Consider the following 21,177-nt stretch of genomic DNA (forward strand, 5'->3'; position numbering starts at 1 on the left):
TCACAGTGGTGTGCATGACTGACCGCAGCCCCGCCTCCACCTCCCGGCCCCACCGCCCGCAGCGCGCCCACCACTGGCGCCACGACCTCGTCGAGCTCGCGGCGCTGTTCTGCGCCGTGGCCGTCGCCGACGCGTTGGCCAATCTCGTGGTGCACGGTCCGCGCGGGCCCGTGATGCTCGTCGCCTCGGCGATTGCGCTCCTGGTCACGGCCACCTTCCACACCTGGTGGGCCCGCCGTCACAGCCACGCCCCGCCGGGCCCGACCGCCCCCTCCGATACCGGCGCCCCGGCCGGGACCACGGCGCGGGGATCCACCGCGGGCACGGCGCCGGCTCCGGCCGATCCCGCGACCGACGGCGCCACCGCCCTGTGGCGGATGCGGACGACCGTACGGGACGAGCCCGGCAGCCTGGCCGCGCTCTGCACCGCGCTCGCCCACCACCGCGTCGACATCCTGACCCTCCAGACCCACCCGCTCCCCGAGGGCGGCACGGTCGACGAGTTCCTGCTGCGCGCCCCGCAGGAGCTGCCCTCCGCCGAGCTGACCCGCGCCGTCGCCCGGGCCGACGGCCACAGCACCTGGATCGAGCGCGCCGACGCGCACGACCTGGTGGACACGCCCACCCGGGTGCTCGGGCTGGCCACCCGCACCGCGCTGGACGCCGCCGAGCTGCCGCTGGCGCTGCGCCAGTTGCTCGGCCGCTGCACGATCCACTCGATCCCGGCCACCACCCTGACCGGCCGGCCCAACGCCGCCGCCTCCGCCCCCGTCGAGGGCGTGCTGGAGGCCACCACGATGCGGCTGCGCGACCCCTCCGGCGGCGTGATCACCGTGGACCGTCCCTACCTGCCCTTCACGCCCACCGAGTTCGCCCGGGCCCGCGCCCTGGTCGAGCTGGACGCCCGCCTCGGCCCGCGCGTCCCGCGCAGCCAGGACGTGCTGACCCTGCCCGAGGGCAACGAGATCACCGTGCGCCGCGCCGACGGCTCCGACGTCGTGGCCGCCCGCGCGATGCACGACCGCTGCTCCGAGCGGACGCTGGGCCTGCGCTACCACGGCCCGGTCGCCGACGCCGACCGCTACCTCGGCCACCTGCTGAGCCCCCGCTTCGGCCGCACCCTGGCCGCCACCACCACCTCCGGCAAGCTGGTCGCCCTCGGGCACCTGCTCTGGGACGGGGACGAGACCGAGGTGGCCCTGCTCATCGAGGACGACTGGCAGCGCCGCGGCATCGGCTCCGAACTGCTCCGCAGGCTGATCGCGATGGCGGTCGAGGCGCGCTGCGACAGCGTGTACGCCGTCACCCAGGCCTCGAACACGGGCATGGTGGCGGCCATGCGCGGCCTCGGGCTCCCGCTCGACTACCAGATCGAGGAGGGCACCCTGGTGATCACGGCCCGCCTGGACGCCGTCCGGGCCGGCTCCCGGCCGTCGTACGGGCCGCAGGGCGGGCAGCGTTCGTACGAGAGCCCGCGCCACCAGAACTGACGTGCCGGCCCCGGCCGTGGTGCGGCGCGACGTCGCCCGCACCGCACCACGGCCGTCTTCCGCGCGCGGGACCGCACCCCGCCGTTCCCGCCCGCGTCAGGCTGCTGACAGCGAACGCTAGTGACGCGGGCGGGTCTTCCGTACGAAGATGTCCGCATGCCAGACACCCTCCACAGCGGTAACCAGCTGCCCCGTCAGGTCGCGGACGCGTACGTCGACGACCTGATCGCACTCGACCCGATCACCGGCACCTACCTCGGTGTCGCCGCGAGTTCCGCGAAACTCCCGGACTTCTCGCCCGCGGGGCGCGAGGCCTCCGCCGAACTCGCCCGTACCACCCTCGCCAGGCTCGACGCCGCCGAGCGGCTCCCGGGCGGCGACAGCGACGCCGAGCGCCGCTGCGCCCGGCTGCTGCGCGAGCGCCTGACCGCCGAACTCGCCGTGCACGAAGCCGACGAGGACCTGCGCGCGGTGAGCAACATCCACTCGCCGGTGCACAGCGTCCGCGAGGTCTTCACCCTGACCCCGGCCGACACGGACGAGGACTGGGCCGCGATCGCCGAGCGCCTGCGCGCGGTTCCCGCCGCCTTCGCCGGATACCGCGAGTGCCTCCAGCTCGGTCTGGACCGCGGCCTGCTCGGCAGCCCGCGCCCCACCGCCACCTTCATCGGCCAGCTCGGCACCTGGGCCGGCGAGGACGGCGACGGCCCCGGCTTCTTCGCCGACTTCGCCGCGGCCGGCCCCGAGAGCCTGCGGGCCGAGCTCGACGCCGCCGTCGAGGAGGCGAACGCCGCCGTCGTCTCGCTGCGCGACTGGATGCGCGACGTGTACGCCCCGGCCGTCAAGGGCGCGCCGGACCCGGTGGGCCGCGAGCGCTACGCCCGCTGGTCGCGCTACTTCAACGGCACCGACCTGGACCTGGACGAGGCGTACGCCTACGGCTGGTCGGAGTACCACCGGCTGCTCGCCGAGATGAAGACCGAGGCGGCCAAGATCCTGCCCGGCGCGGGTCCCTGGGAGGCGCTGCGCCACCTCGACGAGCACGGCACCCACATCGAGGGCGTCGAAGAGGTCCAGGCCTGGCTGCAGGGCATCATGGACGAGGCCATCGAGAACCTCGACGGCACCCACTTCGAACTCGCCGAGCGCGTGCGCAAGGTGGAGTCGCGGATCGCCCCGGCGGGCGGCGCCGCGGCCCCCTACTACACCTCCCCCTCGGAGGACTTCTCGCGCCCGGGCCGCACCTGGCTGCCGACCATGGGCCAGACCCGCTTCCCGGTCTACGACCTGGTCTCGACCTGGTACCACGAGGGCGTTCCGGGCCACCACCTGCAGCTCGCGCAGTGGACCCACGTGGCGGACCAGCTCTCCCGCTACCAGGCCACCGTGGGCATCGTCAGCGCCAACGCCGAGGGCTGGGCCCTGTACGCGGAGCGCCTGATGGACGAGCTGGGCTACCTGACGGACGCCGAGCAGCGCCTGGGCTACCTGGACTGCCAGATGATGCGGGCCGCGCGGGTCATCGTCGACATCGGCATGCACCTGGGTCTGGACATCCCGGCGGACTCGCCGTTCCACCCGGGCGAGACCTGGACCGTTGACCTGGCGCAGGAGTTCTTCGGCCTGCACAGCGGGCGGCCCGCGGACTTCATCGAGAGCGAGCTGACCCGCTACCTCTCGATGCCTGGCCAGGCGATCGGCTACAAGCTGGGCGAGCGCGCCTGGCTGCTGGGCCGGGACAACGCCCGCGCCGCGCACGGGGATTCGTTCGACCTGAAGGCCTGGCACATGGCGGCGCTGTCGCAGGGTTCGCTGGGGCTGGACGACCTGGTGGACGAGCTGTCCAAGCTGTAACGGCCGCCGCGTCGGCCGACGAGGCGCGATGACGGGCCGTTCGCTCCCACCGGGGAGCGGACGGCCCGTCGTCGTGGCCCGGCGTCAGCAGCCGCAGTCGTCGGAGTCGGTGGGGGCGGTCAGCGGGTCGGCCTCGGCGCGCCGCTCGGTGCCCTGCCAGGTCTCGACCTCGAAGCCCTCGCGGATCCAGTACTCGATGCCGCCGAGCATCTCCTTGACCTGGAAGCCGAGCCGGGCGAGCGCGAGGGCGGAGCGGGCGGCGCCGTTGCACCCGGGGCCCCAGCAGTAGGTGACCACGGGCAGGTCCTTGTCCAGGAGCCGCTCGGCCTGCTCCGGGACGAGGGCCGTGGGCAGGTGGACCGCGCCGGGGACGTGCGCCTGGTCCCAGGACGGGGTGGAGCGCGAGTCGACGATCTGGAAGCCGAGTGCGGCGCCCTGCTCGCGGTGGGCCCGGAGGGCGCCGGCGACGTCCGAGACGTCCGCGTGGAAGGCCAGACTGGCGGCGAAGTAGGCGGCGGCCGCGGCGGGAGTGGCCGGGGGCACCCGCAGGACGGGGTTGGGGGCGGTGGTGGCCGGGCCGGCGGTGGGCTGCTGTGTCGTCGTCATGACTCAGAATCTATGAGCGGGTGATCATCTCCGGAAGTGGGATTCCCCTGGCTTTCGCTTGTCGGGCCGTGGTTTCCCCTGCTACATCTCCACCATGCCCGACTATTCCCCCGACGCCACCGACTGGCGCATCCTCGAAGCCCTCCAGGCGGACGGCCGCGCCACCTTCGCCGAGCTGGCCCGCGCCGTCTCGATGTCCCCGAGCGCGGTCACCGAGCGGGTCCGGCGGCTGGAGGAGGCGGGCGTGATCACCGGGTACACGGCGGTCGTCGATCCGCAGCGGCTCGGCAAGGCGATCATGGCGCTGGTGCGGCTGCGCTATCCGCACGGGAACTACAAGCCGTTCCACGCTCTGCTGGAGGCCACGCCGGAGATCCTGGAGGCCCACCACGTCACCGGCGACGACTGCTTCGTGCTCAAGGTCGTGGCCCGTTCGATGGTGCACCTGGAGGAGGTCACGGGCAGGATCTCCGGACTCGGCGCGGTGACGACCAGCGTGGTCTACTCCTCGCCGCTGCCCCGGCGCCCGCTCAGTCCGTGACCCGCGGCGTCCTCGGCCGGGGCGCGCCGCCCGTGTGGTGGCGCACCACGGAACCGCCCCGCTGCTTGACGATCTCCAGCTGGGTCTGGACCCGCGTGCGCAGGTCCGCGACGTGGCTGACGATCCCCACGCTGCGGTCCCGCTCGCGCAGCGAGTCGAGTACGTCGAGCACCTCGTCCAGGGCCTGTTCGTCGAGGCTGCCGAAGCCCTCGTCGATGAAGAGGGTGTCCAGGCGGGTTCCGCCGGCCTCGTCGGTCACCACGTCGGCGAGACCGAGCGCGAGGGCGAGGGAGGCGAAGAAGGTCTCGCCTCCCGACAGGGTCGCGGTGTCCCGCTCACTGCCGGTCCAGGCGTCGACCACGTGCAGGCCGAGGCCGGAGCGGCCGCGGCCGTTCGCCCGGGCGTCGGAGTGGACGAGCGTGTACCGGCCGCCGGACATGCGCAGCAGCCGTACCGTCGCGGCCGCCGCGACCTGTTCCAGCCGGGCGGCCAGCACGTAGGCCTCCAGGCGCATCTTGCGCTCGTTGTCGGCGGAGGTGCCCGCGGTGAGACCGGCCAGCGCGGCCACCCGCTCGTAGTCCTCGCGCAGCGGACCGAGCGCGCGCAGCTCGCTCTCGGCCTGCCGGGACAGCCGGTCCAGCTCGGCGCAGCGCAGCCGGGCCGCGTCGGCGGCCGAGGCGGCCGTGCGCAGCCGGGCCGCGGCCCGTTCGGCGCGTTCCCCGGCGGCGCGCGGGTCGGCGGGCGCCTCGGCGGCCGCCCGGACGGCGTCTGCTTCGGCGAACCGGTCGGCCAGCAGGGCCTCTTCGGCCTGCCAGGCGTCCATGCGGTGTTGCAGGTTGCTGTGTTCGTAGGCGGAGAGCACCGCGTCGGCGGCCGCCGCGGTGGTGTCGAAACCGGCCCGGAACGCGGCGTCGGCGAGGCGCCCGTCGGCTTCCTTCAGGCGTTCGGCGGCGGCGTCGGCGCGGTGCAGCGCAGCGGCGGCGTCCGCGACGAGCCGAACCCGGTTCTCCAGCAGCCGCGCGCGCTCCGCGACGCTGGCCGAGCCCGCCCGTACCCGGGTCAGCTCTTCTTCCAGCGCCTGCTGTTCCTCGTCCAGGACGTCGCGGCGGGAGGCGCGGGCGGCGATCCGGCGTTCGGCGTCGAGCCGGTCCGCGCTGCGGGTGGCGTGTTCGCGCTCCGCGTGCGCGAGCTGCTCGCGGGCTCCGTGCAGGCCCGCCGCCGCTGCGTGGGCGGCGGCGTGCAGGTCGGTCAGTTCCCGGGTGCGCGCGAGGAGTTCGCCGGTGGTGGCGTCCCCGGCGGCGGCGGCCGCCTCGGTACGGGCCTGCTGGACGGCGGCCAGCCCGCGCTCGGTCGCCGCGCGCCGCTCCTCGGCCTGCTCGAAGCGGGCGTGGGCGGCGTCCTCGGCGGCGCGGTCGACGTGGCCCGGGGCGGGCCGGGCGGGCGCGGGGTGGTCGGCCGAGCCGCACACGGCGCAGGGCTCCCCGGCGACGAGCGCCCCGGCGAGTTCGGCGGCGATCCCGCGCAGCCGGGTCTCCTTCAGCTCCAGCCAGCGCTCCCGGGCGGCCGCGGACTCCTCGCGTACGGAGAGCAGCTCGCCGGTGGCGGCTTCGGCCTCGGCGGCGAGCGCGTCCCGGCGGCGGGCCGCGGCCAGGTGCAGCCGGGCGGGCTCCAGCCGGCCGGCCAGATGCTCGGCCCGGGTCGCGGCCTGCTGGGCGGCGTCGACGCGGGCGCGCAGGGCGGCCCGTGTGGGTTCCCAGCGGGCCAGCCAGTCCGCGGACTCCTGCTGCTGCTCCTCGGCGGCGCGGGATTCGCGCTCCAGGGCGGCGCGTTCGCGGGAGATGTCGGCGCTGCGCTGTTCGGCGCGCACGGCGGCGCCGAGCGCGCCGAGTTCCCCGCGCAGCCGCTGTTCGAGGGCGGCCAGCTGCTCCGCGCCCGCTTCGGCGAGGTCGGTGTGCAGCCGCTGGCGCGCGTCGTCGACGGCGTGCGCGGCGGCCCGGTGAGCGGCGGCCGCGGCGTCGCGCAGGTCGAGCGCGGGGGCCACCAGGGCGGCCCGGCGGGCCCGGTCGAGGAGTGCGCGGACCCGCTCCCGTTCGGGTGCGGCCTCGGCGAGGACGGCGGCGCGGTGGACGGCTTCGGCGTGGCGGCGCTGGAGCCGGTCGAGTTCGCGGGCCTCTTCGGCGGCGCGGCGGGCCGCCGCGTGCCGGCGCTCGGCGGCGGTGAGGGCGTACTCGCGCACTGTCAGCCGTTCGCGGGCCGAGCAGCGGGCCACGGCGGCCCAGGCCCGTACCGCTTCGGCGAGCCCGGGGTCGCCGGGCTGGTGGGCCGGGAGCGGCCAGGCGCGCAGGTCGGCGCAGTCCCCGGCGGCCTGGGCGAGCCGCTGCGCCGTCCCGAGCACCTTCTCGTCGCCCGCGCGCACCTTGGCCTCGGCGGCCCGGCGCCGTTCGGCGAGCAGGGCTTCGACGGCGGCGAAGCGGCGGGTGTCGAAGAGCCGTCCGAGGAGCCGGCCCCGGGCTTCCGCGTCGGCGCGCAGGAAGCGCGCGAACTCGCCCTGGGGCAGCAGCACCACCTGGCAGAACTGCTCGCGGCTCATGCCGAGCAGCTGCTCGATCTCCTCGCCGATCTCCTGGTGGGAGCGGCTGAGCCCCTGCCAGCCGCGCTCGCCGAGGTGTTCGCGCAGCAGGCTCTGGGCCTTGTCCCGGGTAGTGCCGGTACCGCGCTTCTTGGGGCGGGGCTGCTCGGGGCGCCGGGTGATCTCCAGGCGGCGGCCGCCCGCGGTGAGTTCGAGGGTGACCTCGGTGGCCGTCTCGGGGGCGGCGTGGTCGCTGCGCAGGCTGGTGCCGGGGGCCTGGCGGGGGCCGGGGACGGAGCCGTAGAGGGCGTAGCAGACGGCGTCGAGGACGGAGGTCTTGCCCGCGCCGGTGGGGCCGTGCAGGAGGAAGATCCCGGCGCCGGAGAGCGCGTCGAAGTCGATCTCCTGGGGTTCGGCGAAGGGTCCGAAGGCGGTGATGTGGAGCCGGTGCAGCCTCATCGGCTCCCCTCCGGGTGCCCGTCGCCGGGCAGTGCGCCGGCGACGCGCACGTCGTCGAAGGCGGCGCGCAGGACGGCCCGTTCGCCCTCGTCGGCCGCGCCGCCGCCGCGGACGTGGGTGACGAAGTCCTCGGCGATCTCCTGGTCGCTGCGGCCCTTGAGGCGCTGCGCGTAGGAGGCGCCGTCGTCCTCCTCGCGGCCCTGGGGGTCGAAGGCGAGGCTGAGGGTGTGCGGGAAGCGGGCGGTGATCCGGGCCATGGGGTCGTCGGGCCGCACCGGGTCGGTGAGGGTGGCCTCGACCCAGGCCCCCTCGTGTCCGGCGAGCGCCGGATCCTCCAGCAGTTCTTCGAGGGGGCCGCGGATGCGGGCCAGCGGGCGCGGCACGGGGGTGTCGATCCGCTCGGCGACCGGGCTCTCGCCGGGGGCGCCGAGGTCGATCAGCCACATCGTCTTGCGGTGGTGGACCTCGGAGAAGGAGTAGGCGAGCGGGGAACCGGAGTAGCGGACCCGTTCGTTGATCGTCTGGCAGCCGTGCAGGTGGCCGAGGGCGGTGTAGTCGATGCCGTCGAAGACGGAGGCGGGCACGGACTCGACTCCGCCGACGGCGATGTCGCGTTCGCTGTCGCTGGGCTGCCCGCCGGTGACGAAGGCATGGGCGAGGACGACGGAGCGGGTCCCGGGGCCGCGGGTGGCGAGGTCGGCGCGGATGCGGTCCATGGCGGCGCCGAGCACCGCCTCGTGGCTCACCTTCGGCGCCTCCAGCGCCTCCTTGACCAGCGCCGGTTCGAGGTAGGGCAGCCCGTAGAGCGCGACGTCGCCGTGTACGTCGCTCAGCACCACGGGGTCGGCGCACCCCTCGGGGTCGGTCCGCAGGTGGATCCCGGCCCGGCCGATCAGCCCGGCCCCCACGCCGAGGCGGCGGGCGGAGTCGTGGTTGCCGGAGATCATCACGGTGGGCACGCCCAGGTCGGCGAGGCGGTGCAGGACCTGGTCGTACAGCTCGACGGCGGGCAGCGGCGGCACGGCCCGGTCGTAGATGTCGCCCGCGACGAGCACGGCGTCGACCGCGCGCTCCCGCACGGTCGCGACGAGGTGATCGACGAAGGCGGCCTGGGCGCCGAGCAGGTTCACCCGGTGGAAGGCCCGCCCGAGATGCCAGTCGGAGGTGTGCAGGAATCTCACGGTGCGCCCCCGACCTGCACGTGTACCGATCCTCCTCGACCTGCGGACCCCGCGGAACCGTTGGGACCGGCGGCGTGTGCGGCGGTCTCCGCGCTCCACTGTAGTCAGTGGCGGGCCCGCCTCCTCACCGCTTCCGCCGTCCGAACGGCCGGACCGGGGCCTCGGACCCGGGGCGCCCCGGACTGCGCCGGGCGGGCCCGGCCGTCACGGCCGTCATGGCCCGGTGAAGTGTGACGAGCGTCCCCACGGGTGGTACCGCCGCCGCGGCCCGGGTCGGCGCACTCGCGGGCGCCACCGCGGCGGCCCGTTCAAGGGGCGTACGTTTCGCCGCCCAGGGTGAGGGTGGCGCTGCCCGCCGTGCTGTCGGCGAGCCACGCCTCGAAGGCGGGCAGGTCGGCTTCGGGGAGGGCGATCTCGATCTCCACGGCGGCGCCGTAGCGCAGGTCGATCACCGTGCGGCCGGTCGCCCGCAGGTCGTTCTGGGTCTTGCCCGCGCGCTGGTGGTCGACGGTGACGGTGGCCAGCCGGTAGCGGTGGCGGGTGACGGTGCCCAGCACGTCGAGGGCCTCGCCGACCACGCCGCCGTACGCCCGGATCAGGCCGCCGGCCCCGAGTTTCACGCCGCCGTAGTAGCGGGTGACCACGGCGACGGCGTAGCGGATGTCGCGGCGCATCAGCATCTGGAGCATGGGCGCGCCGGCGGTGCCGCCCGGTTCGCCGTCGTCGCTGGCCTTCTGTACGGCGGCGTTGGCGCCGATGACGTAGGCGTAGCAGTGGTGCGAGGCGGTGGGGTGCTCCTTGCGGATGCGGGCGACGAAGTCCTGCGCCTCGCGCTCGGTCGCGGCGGGCGCCAGCGCGCACAGGAAGCGCGAGCGGTTGATCTCGGACTCGTGGACGCCCTCGCGGGCCACCGTGGCGTACTGGTCTGCCTTCACCCGCTCCACCCTAAGGGGAATCGGACAGGTGTCCTGCCTGTTGAAGCGGGGTGCGGAGCGGCACCCGGCCGGTCCGCACGAGCAGGAGGCGGCGCGCGTGTACGGCGACCCGGCAACCATCCGCAAGATACTCACCCAGCACGGCGACACCTGGGCCGTGGTGGGGCTGTCCGACAACAGCGACCGCGCCGCCCACGGCGTGGCCCGGGTCCTCCAGCGGTTCGGCAAGCGGGTGGTACCCGTGCACCCGAAGGCGGAAACGGTGCACGGGGAGCAGGGGTACCCCTCGCTCGCCGCGATCCCGTTCCCGGTGGACGTGGTGGACGTCTTCGTGAACAGCTCGCTGGCCGGTCCGGTCGCCGACGAGGCCGTCGCGGCCGGCGCCAAGGCCGTCTGGTTCCAGCTGGGCGTGGTCGACGAGGAGGCCTTCGACCGGACCACCGCCGCGGGGCTGGACATGGTGATGGACCGCTGCCCGGCGATCGAGATCCCGGCGCTCTGAGCCGGAACCCCTGACTCCGCGGGCAGGCCGGGGAGCGCCGGGCCCGGGGCCCCGGCGCTCCCCGCGCAACCGGCCGGTTCCCCCTACGGGATCCTGCGGGACTCGGCGATGCGTTCGGCCTCCTCCAGGGCGCGCAACTGCGCCGGTGTCACCCCTTCGGGGATCGGCACGGGCGCCGGGGTGCGCAGCGGCGGCTGCCAGCCGGTCTCCGGTTCCCAGCGCCGGACGATCCGCGCGGGCGCCCCCGCGACGACCGCGTGGTCGGGCACCTCGCCGCGTACGACGGCGCCCGCCGCCACCACGACGTTGCGGCCGAGCCGGGCGCCGGGGAGGATCACCGCGCCCGTGCCGAGCCAGCAGCCGGGGCCGATCTCCACCGGTGCGCTGCGCGGCCACTGCTTGCCGACCGGCTCGTGCGGGTCGTCGTAGCTGTGGTTCGTGGAGGTGATGTAGACGCCGGGTCCGCAGAATGTGTCCGAGCCGATGGTGATCCGGGTGTCCGCGATGACGTGGCTGCCCCGGCCGAGCACCACACCGTTGCCGAGGACCAGCACGGGATCGCGGCCGAGGTCGAGGTCGGGCATCATTCCGGCGGTCAGGGTGACCTGCTCGGCGATGATGCAGTAGTCGCCCAGGTGGATCCAGCGCTCGCCGAAGACCGTGCCCTGCGGGAAGGCGAGGCGGGTGCCGTGGCCGATGGCGCCGAAGCGCAGCCGGCCGGGGGTCTGTGCGGTGACCGCTCCCGCGCGCTGCGCCCAGCGCCAGCCGGCGTGGACGATCCGGCTCGCGGCCCGGCGGCGCAGGGCGTTCAGGGCCGTCCGGATCTCCGCGGGCGAGACGCCGGGGGCGGACGGGCGCGAGACGGATGAGAACGTGTTTCTGTTCTTCGGCACCCGGCCACGGTAGTGGGCCGCGCGCCGGGCGTCCGGGCGGCCCTGCTGTGATCTTCACCCCATCGGCGGAGCGGCCGGCCGCGTGCCCTACGGTGCGGGGAGCGCGGCATCCGAAGCGGAGGAAGAGAGCACATGACGTTTCAGGCGGGCCAGGCATTCGTCGCCGGGGTGGGCGGCAAGAAGCCGGACATCGACCCGGGGGCGTTCACCGCGCCGACGTCCGTCGTCGTCGGCGACGTCACCCTCGGCGCCGGGGCGAGCGTCTGGTACTCGGCGGTCCTGCGGGCCGACTGCGGACCGATCGTGCTCGGCGCGGACAGCAACGTCCAGGACAACTGCACGGTCCACGTCGACCCCGGCTTCCCCGTCACCATCGGGGACCGGGTCTCCATCGGCCACAACGCGGTGGTGCACGGCTGCACCGTCGAGGACGACTGCCTGATCGGGATGGGGGCGACGGTCCTCAACGGCGCGGTGATCGGCGCGGGCTCCCTGGTGGCGGCCCAGGCGCTGGTCCCGCAGGGCATGGTCGTGCCGCCGGGCTCCCTGGTCGCGGGCGTCCCGGCGAAGGTCCGGCGCCCCCTGACGGAGGAGGAGCGGGCGGGCATCCGCCTGAACGCGACGATGTACGTCGAGCTGGCGCAGCAGCACCGCGCCGCGGCCGAGGGCTCGGCCTGATACCGCGACCGGACCCGGGACGGGCGGGGGATGAGCCCTCGCCCGTGCCACCGCCTCAGTCGGCCGCGACCGTCGCGTCGGGCGCCGGTGCCGGCTGCGCGGCCGCGGCCGCTTCGGCCTTCTTCGCCCGGCTGCGCAGCATCAGCATCGAGGCCAGGCCGATCAGCACGGCCGCCACCAGCCCCAGCCAGGAGAACCGCTTCAGCCAGGCCTCCGCGACGATGCCGACGTAGTAGATGACAGCCGTCGTACCGCCCGCCCAGATGATGCCGCCGAGCACGTTGGCGGTCAGGAACTTCCAGTACGGCATCCGCAGCACGCCCGCCAGGGGACCCGCGAAGATCCGCAGCAGCGCCACGAACCGCCCGAAGAAGACGGCCCACATGCCCCACTTCTCGAAGGACCGCTCCGCCATCGCGACGTGGTGCTCCCCGAAGTGCCGCGGGAAGCGCCGCCCGAGCCGCGCCAGCAATGGTTTGCCGCCCTTGCGCCCGATCGCGTAGCCGATCGAGTCGCCCACGATCGCGCCCGCGCTCGCACAGGCGCCGAGGACCACCGGGTCGATGGCGCCGTTCTGCGAGGCGAGCAGGGCCGCGCTGACCAGGACGATCTCCCCCGGCAGCGGGATGCCCACGCTCTCCAGCCCGATGACGGCCGCCACCAGCAGGTAGACACTGATCGCCGGGATGGTCTCCAGCCATTCCTGGATGTGCACCGGTACGTCCTCCCGCAGCGTGGTCCGGCGCGCCCCCTGTGGCGCACCGGCCCGCCAGACTACCGGGCCACCGCACGCACCACCGCGGCCGCCCGCAGCGGCAGTTCCCGCGAGGAGCGGCCCACCCAGACCTCCCGCCGACCGGTGCCCAGCACCCAGGCGCGGGGCCCCGGGTCCCAGGACGACAGCGTGCGCGCGTCGAGGTCCACGGCGATCCGCTGGGAGCGCCCGGGCGCCAGGGCGATCCGCCGGTAGCCGGCGAGCGCCCGGACCGGCTGGTCGAGCGCCAGGTCGGGCGAGGGACCGAGGTACACCTGCGCCACGTCCGTGCCCGCGCGGCGGCCGGTGTTGCGGACGGTGAACTCCACCCGCAGTCCGTCGCCCCGGGGCCGTACGGTCAGCTTCCCGTACTGCCAGGTGGTGTACGAGAGCCCGTGCCCGAAGGGGAAGAGCGGGGCCACCCGCTGCGCGTCGTACCAGCGGTGGCCGACGTGCACGCCCTCGCCGTACTCCTGGCGTCCGCCGACGCCGGGGTAACGCACCGGATCGCCGCCGACCGGGGTGGCGTGCGCCTCGGCCGGGAAGGTCTGGGTGAGCCTGCCGCCGGGGTCCGCGTCGCCGAACAGCACGTCGGCGGTGGCGCCCGCGCCCTCCTGGCCGGGGTAGTACATCTGCAGGACGGCCGCGGTCCGAGCCAGCCACGGCATGGTGGTCGACGAGGACGTGTTGAGGACGACGGTGGTGCGCGGGTTGGCGGCGGCGACCGCCTCGATCAGCCGCTCCTGGCCGCCGGGGAGGGCCAGGCCGGTGCGGTCGCTGCCCTCGGTGGCGTCCTCGTAGGCGAAGAGCACCACGCTGTGGGCCGCCTTGGCCGCCCGCACCGCCTCGGCCACGTCGGCGGCCCGGCTCGCCCGGGTCGTGTGGCGCAGCCGGAAGCGCTGTCCCCGGTCGCCGCCGCGGGCGCCGACGGTGAGCCGGTGGGCGCCTGCGGCGAGGGCGAGCGTGCGGCGGCGCACGGTGAGCCCGTCGGGGGCCGCGCCGAGCAGCCCGCCCGCGAAGTGCTCTGCCACGCCCTGGCGCACGGGGAAGACCTCCTCGCCGTCGAGGCGCACCTCGGGCCGCGCGCCGGTGTAGTGCACGAGCAGCGTCCACTCGTCGGCCTCGGGGAGGGTGAAGGTGCCGTCGTAGTGGTAGTCCCGGCCCGCGTCCACGGCCCGGTCGTCCAGGGCGGCGGCCGGGGTGAGCAGGTCCGCGGGGAGCGGGCGGCCGTACAGGTCCTCGCCGAGGGCGTAGCGGACCTCGGCGCCCTTGCCGGCGCGGGCGCGGATGGCGGCCAGCGGGCTCGCGGCCCGGTCCCGCTCGGGGACGACGTGGGCGCTGCCGCCCCCGCTGACGAAGGGGAACCGGCCGGTGGGCCCGATGACGGCGAGGGAGCGGGCGGCGGCCCCGGTCAGGGGCAGGGCGGCCTGCTCGTTGCGCAGCAGGACGGCTCCGGCGACCGCCACCTGCCGGGCGACCCGGGCGCCGGCGGCGGGGTCGCGGGCCGGGCGCGGCGCAGGGGGCACGGCCAGCAGGCCGAAGCGGTCCATGGTGCTCAGGATCCGGCGGACGGCGAGGTCCACGGCGTGTTCGGGTACCGACCCGGCGCGCACCGCTTCGCGCAGCGGGTCGCCGAAGTGGGTGCCGGCGGGCATTTCCATGTCGAGGCCGGCGGTGATCGCGGCGACGGTGCTGTGGGTGGCCCGCCAGTCGGACATCACCCAGCCGTCGAACCCCCAGCGGCCGCGCAGCACGTCGTCCAGCAGCGGCTTGCTCTCGCAGGCGTAGGTGCCGTTGACCTTGTTGTAGGCGCCCATCACCGCGCCCGCTCCGGCGCCGACGGCGGCCTCGAAGCCGCGCAGTTCGGTCTCGTGGAGGGTCTGTTCGGCGGCGATCGCGTCGACCGTGTCGCGGCCCTGTTCCTGGTTGTTGAGGGCGAAGTGCTTGACGGTGGCGATCAGGCCCTCGTCCTGGATGCCGCGGACCACCTCGGCCACCAGGTCGGCGGTCAGCCGCGGGTCCTCGGAGAAGGTCTCGAAGTTGCGGCCCGCGCAGGGGGTGCGGATGAGGTTGGCCATGGGCGACAGCAGCACGTCCTGGCCGAGCGCGCGGCCCTCGCGGCCGATGACGCGGCCGTAGGCGCGGGCGAGGGCCGGATCGAAGGCGCAGGCCAGCATGACGGGCGCGGGCAGCGCGGTCGCGGGGCGGGCGACCCGTACCCCGGCCGGTCCGTCGGCGAGCCGCAGCGGCGGGATGCCGAGCCGCGGTACGCCCGGCACGTAGCCGGCCTGGCCGAGCGGCGCGGGGTCTGCGGCGCCGTGCAGCAGCGCGGTCTTCTCGTTCAGGGTGAGCCGTTCCAGCAGGGCGTCGACCCGGGCCGAGCCGCCGCTTCGGGCGAGCGCTCCGGCCCCTTTGGTGCGGACCGGGGTACGGGCCCCCGTCGCCGGGGGCACTTGGGGGACGCAGCCCGCCGCGCCGAGGGCGGCGCCCGCCCCGAGCAGCCTGATGGCGGTACGGCGGGACACGGCCTCGCTCATGGGGGCTCCCTGGAAGCGCCGGTGGGCGGGGCGGCCCGCGCCGGACCGCCCCGGGCCACTGTGCGCCACGGCGCCCGGGGCCCCGCGGTGGGCGCGCCCTCGGGGGCGCGCCCTTCCACTGATGGGACGCACCCCGGGGCGGTCCGGGGGTTATGCGTTGGGGCGCAGCGTCCAGACCACGGTCATCTCGCCGGTCACGGCCTCGTCCTCGCGCTGGATGGCGACGGTGACGGGGAACTCGGGGCGGCCGCCCGCGTCGAGTTCGGCGATCACGTCGGCGGCCGGGCGCCCGAGGGTGGCGGTGGCCGTGACGACGCCCTTGGCGAGCTTCTTGTAACCGATCTCGGCCCTGACGGCGAGCGGGACGGCGCGGGAGAGCTGCTCTCCGAAGGCCGCCAGCACGATCGCGCCGCTCGCCGACTCGGCCAGGGTGAACATGGCGCCGGCGTGCGGGCCGCCGACGTGGTTGTGGAAGTCGGGCTGGTCCGGCAGGCGCACGACCGCGCGCTCGGGGGTGGTCTCCAGGAACTGGAGGTTCAGGGTCCGGGCCATCGGCACCGTCGCGGCGAGCAGTTCGCCCACGTTCATCTGGTCTGCGCTCATGGAACGCGATGTTACCCGCCAGTAGATGAGCTTGGCCAGAGCCCTGGAGGGACCGGCCGTGGTCCCCGCGAGCGGCTCCCACTATCGTTACCGGCCATGTGGCCAGGACAGCAGCAGCCGCCCGGGGGCGAGCAGAACCCGCAGGACGCGCAGAGCAACCCGTACCAGCAGCAGCCGGGACAACCGAATCCGTACCAGCAGGCGGGGTACGCAGAGCAGCAGCCCGGCTATGGGTACCCGCAGCCGGGCTACCAGCAGCCCCCCAGCGTTCAGGCGTGGGGCCAGACACCGCCCCACCCGGGGCAGCCGCCGCAGGGCGGCCGGGGTTCGAGCCCCTTCGCGACGAAGACCGTCGCCATCGTGGCCGCCGCCGCGGTCGTGGTGGCGGCCGCCGCCACCGGCGCCTTCGTCCTGACCCGGGACGACGACAAGAAGGACGTGGCCGACGACAAGCCCGCCGCCGCCTCCTCCGCCCCGGTCTCCCCGGTGGCGCCGCCCCCGCCGACCGGCAACCCGCGCGCGGGCGGCGACGTCGCCCCCGTGATCCCGGGCTGGAAGGTGGTCGTCAACCCGAAGTACGGGACCGCCTTCGACGTCCCGGCGGACTGGAAGGTCGCGGGTTCGGGCATGTCCTACGGCATCACCGACGAGTCCAAGAACGACGGCTCCCCCCTCATCAGCCTCTCCGCTCCGGCGGAGTACAAGGAGGAGTGGTGCAAGGTCGACTCCGACAAGAACGGCAAGGAGGAGAAGACCTCGCTGGCCACCACGGGCACCAAGGGCGGCCAGGGCGCCAAGGACACCGCCGAGGCGGCCTACAACGAGGCCGGCAACTGGGTGTTCGCCGCCTACGCGCAGAAGGCGCCGAAGGGCACCACCAAGGTGGTCGCGGCCAAGGAGTACACCACCCTCTCCGGCCTCAAGGGCCACATGGCCACGGCGAGCGTCAGCGGCCTGCCCAAGAAGAACAAGTGCGACACCGACGGCAAGTCCATCGCCTTCAGCTTCAAGACCGCCAACGGCGACTTCTCCAGCTGGGTCCTCTACGGCGCGGCCAACGTCCCCGACGAGGTCAAGCCCGAGGTCTACGAGAAGATCCTCAGCTCGGTCCGGCTCACCACCGGATGATCCGCGGCGTCCCGCTCCCGGTCCGGATATCCGTTTGGATTCCCGGCCCGGGACGGGGATAGTCCGGGGGTGAGCTACCGCAGCGCCCCCGGGCTTCCGTCCGCACGCCGTCGCCGTCCCGCGTGGGCGGGCCGCAACTACACGTTGCTGACCGGCGCGGCGGTGGTGACCCACCTCGGCAGCAACGGCGCGCTCATCGCGGCCTCCTTCGCGGTGCTGGAGGCGGGCGGCTCCGGCAGGGACGTCGGCCTCGTCGCCGCGGCCCGTACGCTCCCCCTCGTCCTCTTCCTGCTCATCGGCGGCGCGCTCGCGGACCGGATACCGCGCCACCACGTGATGGTCGCGGCCAACGCCCTCAACTGCGTGTCGCAGGCCGCCTTCGCCGTGCTGGTCCTCGCCGGGGACCCGCAGCTGTGGCAGATGATGCTGCTCACCGCGCTGTGCGGCACCGGCACCGCCTTCTTCAGTCCGGCCTCCGAGGGCATGCTGCTCTCCAGCGTCTCCGGCGAGCACGCCAACCGGGCCTTCGCCCTCTTCCGGATGGCGGTCAACGGAGCGGGGATCGGCGGCGCCGCCCTCGGCGGCGCCATGATCGCCGCCTTCGGCCCCGGCTGGGTCCTCGCGGTCGACGCGGTCGCCTTCGCGCTCGCCGGAGCACTGCGGGCGTTCCTCGACGTCGGTGACATCGCCCCGCGCAAGCCCGGCGGCAGCCTGCTGGCCGACCTGCGCGAGGGCTGGGTGGAGTTCCGCAGCCGCCCGTGGCTGTGGAGCATCGTGCTCCAGTTCTCCGTGGTGGTCGCCGTCGTCGGCGCGGCCGAGGCGGTCTACGGGCCCCTGGTCGCCCGGGAGCGGCTCGGCGGACCGGCCCCCTGGGGTCTGGCGCTGGCCGCCTTCGGGGTGGGCACGATCGCCGGAGCGGTCCTGATGATGGCCTGGAAACCGCGCAGGCTGCTGCTGGTGGGGACGCTCTGCGTGTTCCCGCTGGCGATGCCGTCGGCGGCGCTGGCGGTCCCGCTGCCGACGTGGGGGCTGTGCGCGGTGATGCTGGTCAGCGGCCTGGCCATCGAGGTGTTCGGCGTGAACTGGATGACCACGATGCACCAGGAGATCCCGGAGGAGAAGTTCTCCCGGGTCTCGGCCTACGACTGGTTCGGTTCGGTCTCGATGCTGCCGCTCGCCACCGCGCTCGCGGGCCCGGCGGAATCCGCCTTCGGCCGCACCGGAGCGCTGTGGGGCTGCGCGGCCCTCGTCGTCATCGTCACGGCCGCGGTGCTGGCCGTCCCCGACGTGCGCCGGCTGACCCGCAGGCCCGCGGCGGCCCTGGTGCCGGCCGGGCCGCGGCCCGCCGACGCCCCGGAGGGCGCGCGCGGCGCCGCCGTACCCGCCGCCCCGGCCCGCGACTGACGCGCCGGCCGCGCGGCCGGGTCCACGGCTCAGCCGATGCCGAAGGCCCCCTCGGGCGGCTCCGGCGAGTCCACCGCCTCGGCGTCCCGCACGACCCCGGCGCCCCCGGCCAGCTTCGCCAGCGCCGCCCCGTGCACCACGCGCGCCGGGAACGCGTCCCCCGCGCACGCCCGCGTCAGCTCCGCCACCGGCAGCTCGTGCGCGGACCCGACCAGCACCGCGTTCCCGAACCGGCGCCCGCGCAGCACCCCCGGTTCCGCGATCAGGGCCAACTGCGGGAACACTTCGGCGAAGTTGGCCAGTTGCCCCCGCAGGAACGCGAACGGCGCCCCGTCGGCCAGGTTGGCCACGTACGTGCCGCCGGGCCGCAGGACCCGGGCCGCCTGGCGCGCGTACTCCACCGAGGTCAGCTGGGCCGGCACCCGGGAGCCACCGAACACGTCGGCCACCAGGACGTCCGCGCTCGCCGCGGGCGCCGCCTCCAGCCAGGCCCGCGCGTCCGCCGCGTGCAGCTCGATCCCGGCTCCGGCGGGCAGCGGCAGGTGCTCGGACACCAGCTCCAGCAGCTCCCGGTCGAAGTCGACGACCCGCTGGCGGGAGCCCGGGCGGGTGGCGGCGGCATAGCGGGGCAGGGTCAGCGCGCCGCCGCCCAGGTGCAGCAGGTCCAGCGGTGCGCCCGGCTCGGCCGCGCAGTCCAGGACGTGGGCGAGCCGGCGCGCGTACTCGAACTCCAGGTGCCGCGGGTCGTCGAGGTCCACGTACGACTGCGGGGCCCCGTCCACCGTCAGCAGCCAGGCCCGCGGCCGGTCCACGTCCGGCATCAGCTTCGCGGCGCCCTGGCCCACCTGCCGGCCCACCGGGATCTGCTCGGGTCGTTCGTCGTGCCGCTCGTCGTCCACGCCCCCATTGTCGGGCAGACCTCAGACCGACCAGACGGCCGCCGCCTCGGCCGCGTGCGCGGCGGCCTGGGCGAGGCCCGCGCGGGCGGCGGGGGCCCGCCGGGCCGGGTCCAGCACGTTGCGGCCGAAGACCTTGCGGGCCTAGGCGGAGGGGGTGATCAGCAGCACCCGGGAGCCGTCCGCCCGTAGCCGTTCGGCCTGGGTGGCGGGCGAGGGCGAGACCCCCGATCCCAGCGCCATCGGCGCGAGGACCACCACGCGCCGGTAGCCCGTGGCGACATCGGCGTTGGCGGCCGACCGCACGCCCCCGTCGACGTAGCGCCGCTCGCCGACGGTCACCGGCGGCCACACGCCCGGGACGGCGCAGCTCGCGCAGACCGCGTCGACCAGGCCGACCCCGCTGTGCCGGTCGAAGTCGGCGGCGGCGCCGGTCCGCGCGTCCACCGCGGTCACCACGAACCGGCGCTCGGGCCAGTGGTGGGAGACCAGCCGCGCCTGGAGCACCGTGCGACGGGCGCGCTCGTCCCCGGTGTCGGCGGCCAGCGCGATCTCGCCGACCCGGCGGCGGTAGGCCGTGGCGTCCCTGGCCCGCATCATCGCCACGGCGTAGCGGGCGACGAGGGCGGCGCCCAGCTTGGCCGGGACCTCCCCGCCCGCTCCGGCGAGCTGGCGCTCGTACAGCTCGCGCGGGGTGAGCAGCCCCGAGGTGAGCTGGGCGCCGACGACGGAACCGGCGGAGGTGCCGACGACGAGGTCCGCGCCGAACAGGTCGACGCCCGCCTCGGCCAGGCCGTGGATGATCCCGGCTTCCCAGCCGATCCCGGTCAGGCCTCCGCCGCCGAGCACCAGCGCCGTCTCGCCGCTCATCACAGCCCCCCGCTCCCGCCGATTGTGGTGACGGCAGTCTGCCGCAGGCGGACCGCCGCCACCACGGGGGCGGCCGGGTCAGCCGAGAACGGACGTCACCGTTCCGGCGCCGACCGTCCGGCCGCCCTCACGGATCGCGAAGCCGAGGCCCGCCTCCAGCGGCACGTCGCGGCCCAGCTCGACGGTCATGGCGACCGTCTCCCCCGGCCGGGCTAGCCCCGCCGCCCCCAGGTCCACGTCCCCGACGACATCGGCGGTGCGGACGTAGAACTGTGGCCGGTATCCGGTGGCCAGTGGCGTCGTCCGGCCGCCCTCCCGGGCGGACAGGACGTACACCTGCGCCGTGAAGCGCCGGCGCGGCTCGACGCTGCCCGGCGCGGCGACCACGTCACCGCGCCGGATCCCCTCGCGGGGCACCCCCCGCAGCAGGATCGCGACGTTGTCCCCGGCCTCGGCGCGGTCCATCGGCTTGCCGAAGGTCTCCAGGCCGGTGACCACCGTCTCCACGTCCTCGCCCGCCGCGCCGAGCAGCACGACGCGGTCGCCCATGCGGACGGTCCCGCGCTCGACGGCGCCCGTGACGACCGTGCCGCGACCGGTGATGGTCAGGACGTTCTCCACCGGCAGCAGGAACGGCGCGTCCGTGTAGCGCACCGGCATCGGTACGTACGTGTCCACCGCGTCCAGCAGCGCCAGGACCGCCCCGGTCCAGCGCGGGTCGCCCTCCAGCGCCCCCAGCCCGGAGACCCGGACCACGGGGGCGTCGTCGCCCCCGTACCCGTGGGCGCTGAGCAGCTCCCGCACCTCCAGCTCGACCAGGTCGGTCAGCTCGGGGTCCCCGGCGTCGGCCTTGTTGAGGGCGACGACGATGTGGTCGACACCGACCTGCCGGGCCAGCAGCACGTGCTCGGCGGTCTGCGGCATGACCCCGTCGAGCGCGGACACGACGAGGATGGCCCCGTCGAGCTGCGCCGCGCCGGTGACCATGTTCTTCACGTAGTCGGCGTGACCGGGCATGTCGACGTGGGCGTAGTGGCGGGTGTCCGTCTCGTACTCCACGTGCGAGAGGTTGATGGTGATCCCGCGCCGCGCCTCCTCCGGCGCCCGGTCGATCCGGTCGAAGGGCACGTAGGAGGCACCGCCGCGCTCGGCGAGCACCTTGGTGATGGCGGCGGTGAGGGTGGTCTTGCCGTGGTCGACGTGACCCATGGTGCCGATGTTGAGGTGCGGCTTGGTCCGCACGAAGGCCGTCTTGGCCATGACTGTGGTTCGCTTTC

General features: G+C 75.2%; 17 protein-coding genes and 1 pseudogene. 7 read left to right on the top strand and 11 right to left on the bottom strand.

The window, feature by feature from the left end; genetic code table 11:
- Nucleotides 1–14 precede the first annotated feature (14 nt).
- Together AC0693_RS25715 and AC0693_RS25720 are read left to right on the top strand one after the other, a co-directional pair.
- Nucleotides 15–1,490: a GNAT family N-acetyltransferase gene (locus AC0693_RS25715; protein WP_478803008.1), complete on the top strand. Its 1,476-nt coding sequence runs from the start codon at nt 15–17 to the stop codon at nt 1,488–1,490.
- 156 nt (nt 1,491–1,646) lie between these two features.
- The gene (locus AC0693_RS25720) at nt 1,647–3,344 is read left to right on the top strand and encodes a DUF885 domain-containing protein (protein ID WP_468471250.1); all 1,698 of its coding nucleotides are present in this window, start codon (nt 1,647–1,649) and stop codon (nt 3,342–3,344) included.
- A gap of 84 nt (nt 3,345–3,428) precedes the next feature.
- Here the strand turns inward: AC0693_RS25720 and AC0693_RS25725 are convergent, their stop codons facing one another.
- Entirely contained in the window at nt 3,429–3,950 is a 522-nt protein-coding gene (locus tag AC0693_RS25725) for a rhodanese-like domain-containing protein (protein ID WP_469336310.1), read from the bottom strand.
- Nucleotides 3,951–4,044: 94 nt separating this feature from the next.
- Between AC0693_RS25725 and AC0693_RS25730 the strand changes: the two genes are divergently transcribed.
- On the top strand, nt 4,045–4,491 hold the full coding sequence (locus tag AC0693_RS25730) for an Lrp/AsnC family transcriptional regulator (protein WP_469336308.1): 447 nt from the start codon (nt 4,045–4,047) through the stop codon (nt 4,489–4,491).
- Here AC0693_RS25730 and AC0693_RS25735 read toward each other — a convergent pair.
- The 3 genes from AC0693_RS25735 to AC0693_RS25745 all read right to left on the bottom strand — a co-directional run bounded on the left by AC0693_RS25735 (nt 4,481) and on the right by AC0693_RS25745 (nt 9,635).
- Nucleotides 4,481–7,519, bottom strand: a complete 3,039-nt coding sequence (locus tag AC0693_RS25735; protein ID WP_478803009.1) for an AAA family ATPase — start codon at nt 7,517–7,519, stop codon at nt 4,481–4,483. The two genes, AC0693_RS25730 and AC0693_RS25735, sit on opposite strands and share 11 nt — an antisense overlap.
- Nucleotides 7,516–8,700 carry an exonuclease SbcCD subunit D gene (locus AC0693_RS25740; protein WP_356412429.1) on the bottom strand — a complete coding sequence of 395 codons (1,185 nt, stop codon included), beginning with the start codon at nt 8,698–8,700 and terminating at the stop codon, nt 7,516–7,518. Before AC0693_RS25740 ends, AC0693_RS25735 begins: the two co-directional genes overlap by 4 nt.
- A 308-nt stretch (nt 8,701–9,008) precedes the next feature.
- Nucleotides 9,009–9,635, bottom strand: a complete 627-nt coding sequence (locus AC0693_RS25745; RefSeq protein ID WP_478803010.1) for a YigZ family protein — start codon at nt 9,633–9,635, stop codon at nt 9,009–9,011.
- 97 nt (nt 9,636–9,732) lie between these two features.
- Between AC0693_RS25745 and AC0693_RS25750 the strand changes: the two genes are divergently transcribed.
- Complete coding sequence (locus AC0693_RS25750; protein ID WP_356412447.1) at nt 9,733–10,137, top strand: CoA-binding protein; 405 nt, start codon at nt 9,733–9,735, stop codon at nt 10,135–10,137.
- A gap of 83 nt (nt 10,138–10,220) precedes the next feature.
- On the opposite strand, the gene AC0693_RS25755 is transcribed toward AC0693_RS25750, so the two are convergent.
- Nucleotides 10,221–11,030, bottom strand: a complete 810-nt coding sequence (locus AC0693_RS25755) for an acyltransferase (protein WP_478741715.1) — start codon at nt 11,028–11,030, stop codon at nt 10,221–10,223.
- 132 nt (nt 11,031–11,162) lie between these two features.
- Between AC0693_RS25755 and AC0693_RS25760 the strand changes: the two genes are divergently transcribed.
- Entirely contained in the window at nt 11,163–11,708 is a 546-nt protein-coding gene (locus AC0693_RS25760) for a gamma carbonic anhydrase family protein (protein WP_356412420.1), read from the top strand.
- A gap of 55 nt (nt 11,709–11,763) precedes the next feature.
- On the opposite strand, the gene AC0693_RS25765 is transcribed toward AC0693_RS25760, so the two are convergent.
- The 3 genes from AC0693_RS25765 to AC0693_RS25775 form a co-directional block, all read right to left on the bottom strand.
- Complete coding sequence (locus AC0693_RS25765; protein WP_469336301.1) at nt 11,764–12,423, bottom strand: DedA family protein; 660 nt, start codon at nt 12,421–12,423, stop codon at nt 11,764–11,766.
- Nucleotides 12,424–12,482: 59 nt separating this feature from the next.
- Complete coding sequence (locus AC0693_RS25770) at nt 12,483–14,999, bottom strand: beta-glucosidase (protein ID WP_478803011.1); 2,517 nt, start codon at nt 14,997–14,999, stop codon at nt 12,483–12,485.
- Nucleotides 15,000–15,149: 150 nt separating this feature from the next.
- Nucleotides 15,150–15,602, bottom strand: a complete 453-nt coding sequence (locus tag AC0693_RS25775) for a DUF4442 domain-containing protein (RefSeq protein WP_356412417.1) — start codon at nt 15,600–15,602, stop codon at nt 15,150–15,152.
- 96 nt (nt 15,603–15,698) lie between these two features.
- Between AC0693_RS25775 and AC0693_RS25780 the strand changes: the two genes are divergently transcribed.
- Nucleotides 15,699–16,730: a DUF8017 domain-containing protein gene (locus AC0693_RS25780; protein ID WP_478803012.1), complete on the top strand. Its 1,032-nt coding sequence runs from the start codon at nt 15,699–15,701 to the stop codon at nt 16,728–16,730.
- Between the two features lie 69 nt (nt 16,731–16,799).
- Nucleotides 16,800–18,134, top strand: a complete 1,335-nt coding sequence (locus tag AC0693_RS25785; RefSeq protein ID WP_478803013.1) for an MFS transporter — start codon at nt 16,800–16,802, stop codon at nt 18,132–18,134.
- 29 nt (nt 18,135–18,163) lie between these two features.
- Here the strand turns inward: AC0693_RS25785 and AC0693_RS25790 are convergent, their stop codons facing one another.
- The 3 genes and pseudogenes from AC0693_RS25790 to tuf form a co-directional block, all read right to left on the bottom strand.
- On the bottom strand, nt 18,164–18,955 hold the full coding sequence (locus AC0693_RS25790; RefSeq protein WP_478741752.1) for a spermidine synthase: 792 nt from the start codon (nt 18,953–18,955) through the stop codon (nt 18,164–18,166).
- A gap of 99 nt (nt 18,956–19,054) precedes the next feature.
- Nucleotides 19,055–19,900: pseudogene (locus AC0693_RS25795) on the bottom strand (patatin-like phospholipase family protein).
- Nucleotides 19,901–19,978: 78 nt separating this feature from the next.
- Nucleotides 19,979–21,160, bottom strand: coding sequence for an elongation factor Tu (tuf, locus tag AC0693_RS25800; RefSeq protein WP_468471272.1), 1,182 nt, complete (start codon nt 21,158–21,160; stop codon nt 19,979–19,981).
- Nucleotides 21,161–21,177: the final 17 nt, after the last annotated feature.

The organism is Streptomyces sp. NPDC043876, assembly GCF_056435825.1.